At 67.7% G+C, this 5,819-nt stretch carries 6 protein-coding genes and 1 pseudogene; 5 read left to right on the top strand and 2 right to left on the bottom strand.

Annotation, left to right across the window (positions count from 1 at the left end; genetic code table 11):
* Nucleotides 1–422: 422 nt before the first annotated feature.
* The 5 genes and pseudogenes from ACWCP0_RS41835 to ACWCP0_RS41815 all read left to right on the top strand — a co-directional run.
* A pseudogene (locus ACWCP0_RS41835) lies at nt 423–602 on the top strand (Mu transposase domain-containing protein); the annotation flags it as partial.
* Between the two features lie 496 nt (nt 603–1,098).
* Nucleotides 1,099–1,872, top strand: a complete 774-nt coding sequence (istB, locus tag ACWCP0_RS41830; RefSeq protein WP_451083939.1) for an IS21-like element helper ATPase IstB — start codon at nt 1,099–1,101, stop codon at nt 1,870–1,872.
* Between the two features lie 27 nt (nt 1,873–1,899).
* Complete coding sequence (locus tag ACWCP0_RS41825) at nt 1,900–2,718, top strand: hypothetical protein (protein ID WP_451083938.1); 819 nt, start codon at nt 1,900–1,902, stop codon at nt 2,716–2,718.
* A 300-nt stretch (nt 2,719–3,018) separates the two neighbouring features.
* Nucleotides 3,019–3,222 (top strand): hypothetical protein, encoded by a 204-nt coding sequence (locus tag ACWCP0_RS41820; protein ID WP_451083937.1) that lies wholly within the window; start codon nt 3,019–3,021, stop codon nt 3,220–3,222.
* 319 nt (nt 3,223–3,541) lie between these two features.
* Nucleotides 3,542–3,961, top strand: coding sequence for a hypothetical protein (locus ACWCP0_RS41815; protein WP_451083936.1), 420 nt, complete (start codon nt 3,542–3,544; stop codon nt 3,959–3,961).
* On the opposite strand, the gene ACWCP0_RS41810 is transcribed toward ACWCP0_RS41815, so the two are convergent.
* Nucleotides 3,909–4,451: a transposase gene (locus ACWCP0_RS41810; protein WP_451083935.1), complete on the bottom strand. Its 543-nt coding sequence runs from the start codon at nt 4,449–4,451 to the stop codon at nt 3,909–3,911. The two genes, ACWCP0_RS41815 and ACWCP0_RS41810, sit on opposite strands and share 53 nt — an antisense overlap.
* Before the next feature lie 261 nt (nt 4,452–4,712).
* The coding region (locus ACWCP0_RS41805) for a transposase (RefSeq protein ID WP_451083934.1) at nt 4,713–5,819 on the bottom strand (1,107 nt) is incomplete at its 5' end.

Genomic DNA, 5,819 nt, shown 5'->3' with positions numbered 1-5,819 from the left:
CCCATCATCTCGCATGGCAATGAGCACCAGCCGGCGGCTACTTGCTCTGCACGTTCATCCGTACCCACCTCTGCACATACGCGAGTACGCCGACATCGTCCAGGTCGGGCGCGTCCAGGTCGCGTAAGTGTTGTGTCCACGAAGGTCAGGAACGGTGAGCCGCAGCCGCTGGTTCGAGTCCGCGAGGCGCGGGCCTCATAGGACCAAGCACCTGAGCAATCGCAGAAAACCACAGGTCAAGTGACCGATAGGCGTCGCGACGAACTCAGCGAACTGAGCAATCCGCGCAGGTCAGCCTTCAAGAGACTGCTCACTGATAGTGAGACCCGCCCAACACGGGGTTGGTCAGCAAGGTCGTCCAGGAAGCCGTGCACCCACTCCAGGCGGCGGGGCACCGGGCAGGCACGCACGGGGCCGCACCGATGACCGTGTTCGAGGCCCTGGAAGCCGCCGAACTGCTGCCCCTGCCGCCGACTCCGTCCGTGCTGGCCCGCTGGTCGACGGCCACGGTCGGACCGGACATCCACATCAAGGTCGGCCGCACCCTCTACTCGGTTCCGTGGAAGCTGATCGGCCGCCGGGTCGACGTCCGCTCCACCGCCACGATGGTCCAGGTCTTCCACGACGGCCAGCTCGTCAAGACACACACCGCCCTGGAGCAGGGCAAACGCACCGACAAGAGCGACTACCCGCCGGAGAAGATCGCCTTCCAGATGCGAACGCCGGTCTGGTGCCGCAGCCAGGCGTCCGGGGTCGGCGACGCCTGCCGCGACGTCATCGACCACCTGCTGGAAGTCAACGTCCTCTATCGGCTCCGCGCTGCCCAGGGGGTTCTCGGACTGCGGAAGAAGTACGGCGAGACGCGGCTGGAAGCCGCATGCGCCAGAGCCATCGCGGTCGGCGACCCGTCCTACCGCACCATCAAGGGCATCCTCATCGCCGGCACCGAGACCGACCCCGAGCCCGAGACCAGCGAGACGCCGGGGCCGCGGCCTTCCTCCACGGCCCGGCCCGGCTGTTCGCCACCGCCGCGACCCCCGACATGGCGAACGACGACCACGACGACCAGGTGCACGACGAAGTCGAGGTGGAATCCCGATGACCGTGATGGACGCCGCCCTGCGGGAGTCGCTCAAGGCCCTGCGACTGTCCGGCATGCTGGAAACCCTCGACGCCCGCCTCGCCCAGGCCCACGGCGGCGAGCTCGGCCACCTCGACTTCCTCCAGGTCCTCTGCCAGGACGAGATCACCCGCCGCGAGACCGTCGCCTTCCAACGCCGCCTTCAGCGAGCCAAGTTCGAGCAGCAGGTCACCCTGGAGGAGTTCGACTTCACCGCCTCCTCGAAACTGCCCGCCGCCCAGATCCGCGACCTGGGAGCCCTGCGCTGGCTCCATGCCGGTGAGTCGGTCATCCTCTTCGGCCCGGTCGGCGTCGGCAAGACCCACGTCGCCCAGGCCCTCGGCCACCTCGCCGTCCGCCAAGGCGCCCACGTCCGCTTCGCGAAGACCAGCCGCATCCTCGCCGATCTCGCCGGCGGCCACGCCAACCGCACCTGGGAGAAACGGATCCGCGAACTGGTCCGCCCCGACGTCCTCATCCTCGACGACTTCGCGATGCGCCAGCTGAATGCCACCCAGGCCGACGACCTCTACGAACTCGTTTCCGAACGGCAGGGACGCTCGCTGATCATCACCAGCAACCGGGCGCCTAGCGACTGGTATCCCCTCTTCCCCGACCCTGTCGTCGCGGAGTCCCTCCTTGACCGGCTCATCAACACCAGCCACCAGGTCATCATGAACGGCCCCAGCTACCGCCCCAACAAGCGACCCAAGAACCCTGCAGGCACTGCCGGGGCGGCCAAAGCTGGCTGATCTTCGCGGCAGTAGGCTGCGATGGCCATGAGCATGCACACCATCCCTGATCGGAACGATCTGCCGGGCGACACGACCAGCGCCGACCTCCGCGAGGCTTGGAGGACTGGTAGTGTCTTCGGGCCGCCGATCCGGCGGATCTTCCGGGACGTCATCTCCGACCGCCTGAAAGGCCCGCACCCTCCACAAGCAGCGATGCTGTTCTGGCCTTCGGCCGACCCGTTCTGGAAGGACGACAGGCGCTTCCTCGGCGACTTCTACAACGAGATCCTTCACCAGGACACCTGCCAGCAGGCCACCGCTGACGGCGTCGCCCTCCTCGCGGCCCTGGCCAGCAACGACCGAGTGCCCGCCCGGCAGCGGTTCGACGCGGTGGACCTCTTGTTCAGCACCGCCACCGTCGCGGACCGGAAGCTGGCCAGCTGCTGGCCAAAAACTCCGCCGCACGCAGATCCAGACAGTGAGCACCGGGCTCGAAAGGCCGTGCAATCCTGCACCCCAGACCTACTGGCACGATGGTCAGCCGAGTGCCCGGCGGTCCGTCTGGCACTCGCGGGCCTCGCCGTGGTGTTCCCTACAGCCCGTACTCTCCCCGCCCTGACCCCACGGCTTCGTGGCTTCACCGAGCACCATCCACAGGGCACCGACATCGGCGACTACGTGCGATTCGTGCTCATTCTGGCAGCCCAGGAGGACGACCAAACCCTCACTGCCGTTGAGACCTTCACAGATGCCTACTGGAAGGGAACCTCCCGCAGAGCACCAACACGAGCGCGAGCCCTGCACCTCCTTGGCCAGATGCTGGACAAGGTGGCAATGAACCTCACACGGTCACAACCTGGGTAATAACGTGACCGCGGACGCGGGGAATAACGGGCTCTGTCGCTGATCTTGTGACGGCCGCATCCCCCCGTGGGGGCGTCTGCACCCGTCCGCCTATTCTGAACGCGTTCAGTCGGCCATAGGGTGGGGATGCGGATGAACACTTCAGTGAGACGGTGGTCGACTCTGGCTGCCGTGTTGGCCTGGGCCTGCGTGGCTTGCGCCAGCGCAGGGGGTGAAGCAGCCTGCGTTGATCAGTCGGCTCTTGCGGGCGCGTGGAGCAATCCGGCTGGCGCTCGCCTTCACCTGGGAGCCGACCGCGGCATGACAGGGGAAAGCCTCAACAGCGCCATGTTGGGGGGCACACAGTGCCCTGACACGACAGCCGGGCATTGGAGCTTCTTCAGCTCGCCGGACGACACGGGTTCATCGTTCGCCGACGACGATTTCACCAGTGGCGACTACATCGCACTGACGATTGACGATCCGAAGAGCCCCTGCCTCCTTTTCAGCCCTGATCCGGCGTGACGGGCAAGGACTCAACCTTTGCCTGGTAGAGAACCCTGACTCCGACTGCTCTGCCAAAGAACTCCTTCGCCCTGAGAAGCCGTATCTCAACCGAACATGATCGCTTGATTCCTGCTGGTCAGGCATGGTCTCGGTCGGGGTGAGGGAGGCATGCAGCGTTCTGCTTCCGCTTGTTCGTCGAGGGGTGCGCGATGGCGTCGATGCTGGGGTTCCTGGAAGCGCGGGAAGCGTCTGCCCGCGAGCGGGTGGAGGCCCCGCGGGAGGAGGCGGCCCGTGTGGCTGCGGCCTTGGAGGCGGCTAGATCGAGCTGGACCGGCGGGTGATCGCACGCGAAGAGCTCGTCGACGCCCTGGCCGCATCCGCCGCCGAGAACACTGCCGCGACGGAAGCCGAGGGCGAGGGAGAAACGGCGCCCACCCCCGTTCCCACGCCTGCGGCCGCGTCGGTTCCGGGGGCGGTGGTGCCGCCCTGGCGGGAGGGGCTGGAGGTGTCGGTGCTCTCGCCGGACAATCAGCGGATCTTGAGTGTGCTGCAGGACCGGCCGGGTCTGGAATCCTTGCGGGCCAAGGACATTGCGGCCGTGATGGGCATCGACACGGCGGTGGCGGCGAAGGTCGAGGGGGTGCGCTCGAAGGCGAAACGCCTGGCCGAGCGGGGCTGGTTGCTCCAGGAGGCATCTGGCGCGTTCAGTGCCGGCCGCAGGCTCGTGGCCTCGCCAGGCGGCGGCCCATCCGCGTGATCATCGACCACTGGATCATCGCCTCACTGGTCGCGGTCAGTGTTTCGTAGTCCCGGCACAAACGGCGCGAGTGCATCAACCAGCTCAGGGTGCGCTCTACCACCCAGCGTCTCGGCAGCACCACGAACCCCTCCATGTCGTCGGTGCGCTTCACGATCTGAAGGGCCAGGGCGAGTCTTTGCCGGGCCCAGTCGATGAGGGAGCCGGTGTAGCCGCCGTCGGCCCAGACGAGGCAGATGTCCCGGTGCAGGGCCCGCAACCGGGTCAGCAGGCGGACGGCCGCTTCGCGGTCCCCGGTGTTCGCGGCGGTCACGGCCACGACCAGCAGCAGGCCCAGGCAGTCGGTCACGATGTGCCGCTTCCGCCCGTTGATCAACTTTCCACCGTCGAAGCCGCGTGAGGCGGCGGGAACGTTCGCGGCGGCCTTCACCGACTGCGCGTCGATGATCCCCGCCGTCGGCTCCGCCTCGCGCCCCTCGCGTTCCCGCACCCTCCCGCGCAGCCGGTCATGGAACTCGGCGATCAGCCCGTGCTGGCGCCACCGGCGGAGTGAAGTAGGCCGCCGACGAGGTGCCCGTGGCCCGGGTCCTTTTCCGACGGCCCCTTCCCGAACGGTGCGGGCTAGTGGCTCGTCACGCAGCCTTGGCCGGGTAATCGACCCGCTGCCCGTGAGCCAGCAGACTGTCTCCAAGACCTGATCTTGGAGCAAGGCCGGGTAGTTAAGGGATTTGCGCTGGTGGCAAGGCGTTTGTCAGGTGGCTTGCCTGGTGTAGGTGGCGGGTCCGGTTTTGCGGATGAGTCCGTGGTGAGCCCATCGGTTGAGTTGTCGGCGCATGGTGCCCAGGGTGATGTCTCCGAGGTGGCGTGCGAGGTCACGTGGGTGCCAATGGCGGTCGGGGTCGGCTTCGAGGACTTCCAGGACGCGGTGCCTGCGGCGGTCTTCCGGCGGGGTGTGACGGTCGTCGTGGGAGGCGGCAGGTAGCTGTGGTTCGGGTTCGAGGATGGTGATGTCGAGGTCGGTGACGGTGCGGCTGGTGTCCGGGCGGCCGTCTTGTTGGCGGTCGTGGTAGCGGGAGATCGGTGACTTGACCTTGCGGGTGCTGACCCGCGGGCGCCTTGGTGGGAGGAGCCCGGCCAGGATTCGCCGGCCGATGACGCCGATCGTTGCCTCGTTGGTGATGCCGGCGGCCTGGACGACCAGGTCACGGGCTGTGTGCAGGGCGATGGTGAAGCCGCAGCGGTCCGGGTCGGTGCCTGGCCGGGACTCCGCGGCCTCGACCATGACCGTCCGCAGGGCCTGGTAGAGCGTGAGCAGGGCCCACATCTCCTGCTCGACGCCGACGGGGTCACCCGAGCGCAGGACCCGGCCGCGCATGATGGTGTGTCGCAGCGCGAAGTACGCGGATTCGTGCTCCCACCGCTGGTGGTAGAGGCTGACAAGGGTGCCGGCAGGGTAGCGGCGGGCGTCGGTCAGGGTCGTCACAAGGCGGTAGGAGCCGGCGAAGGTGCTCCCGTCGTCGCAGGTCACGGTGATCTTCGCCTCGACGATGCGGACCGGGACGGTGGCGAGGACAGACAGGTAGGAGCCGTCCGCGAGTCGGGTCAGGACGGGGGTGCGGCGGTTGGCGTGGAGCCGGCCCAGGAACTGGGCACCGGTGTCGGCCACGGCGGCGAGGAAGGCGTTGGCGTCGAAGCCCTTGTCCCACAGGACCAGCATGTCCGGGCCCAGATGGTGCAACAGGCGACGGGCGTAGGCGGTCTCGCCGTCGCTGGTGGCGCCGAACACCGCACCGATCAGGGCCCGGGTCCCGGTCTCCACCAGGGTCATCAGCTCCAGCATCGGGTAGCCGCCGCGGGC

It is taken from the genome of Streptomyces sp. NPDC001970 (genome assembly GCF_053594115.1).
Note: the sequence above shows the minus strand (reverse complement) of the source record. Positions and strands in the feature narration are given on the sequence as shown.

Bases quoted from the DNA above. Each gene is read 5' to 3' on its own strand.
- ACWCP0_RS41820 (WP_451083937.1), top strand. From the start codon at position 3,019: ATGACAGGGGAAAGCCTCAACAGCGCCATGTTGGGGGGCACACAGTGC.
- istB (WP_451083939.1), top strand. From the start codon at position 1,099: ATGACCGTGATGGACGCCGCCCTGCGGGAGTCGCTCAAGGCCCTGCGA.
- ACWCP0_RS41825 (WP_451083938.1), top strand. From the start codon at position 1,900: ATGAGCATGCACACCATCCCTGATCGGAACGATCTGCCGGGCGACACG.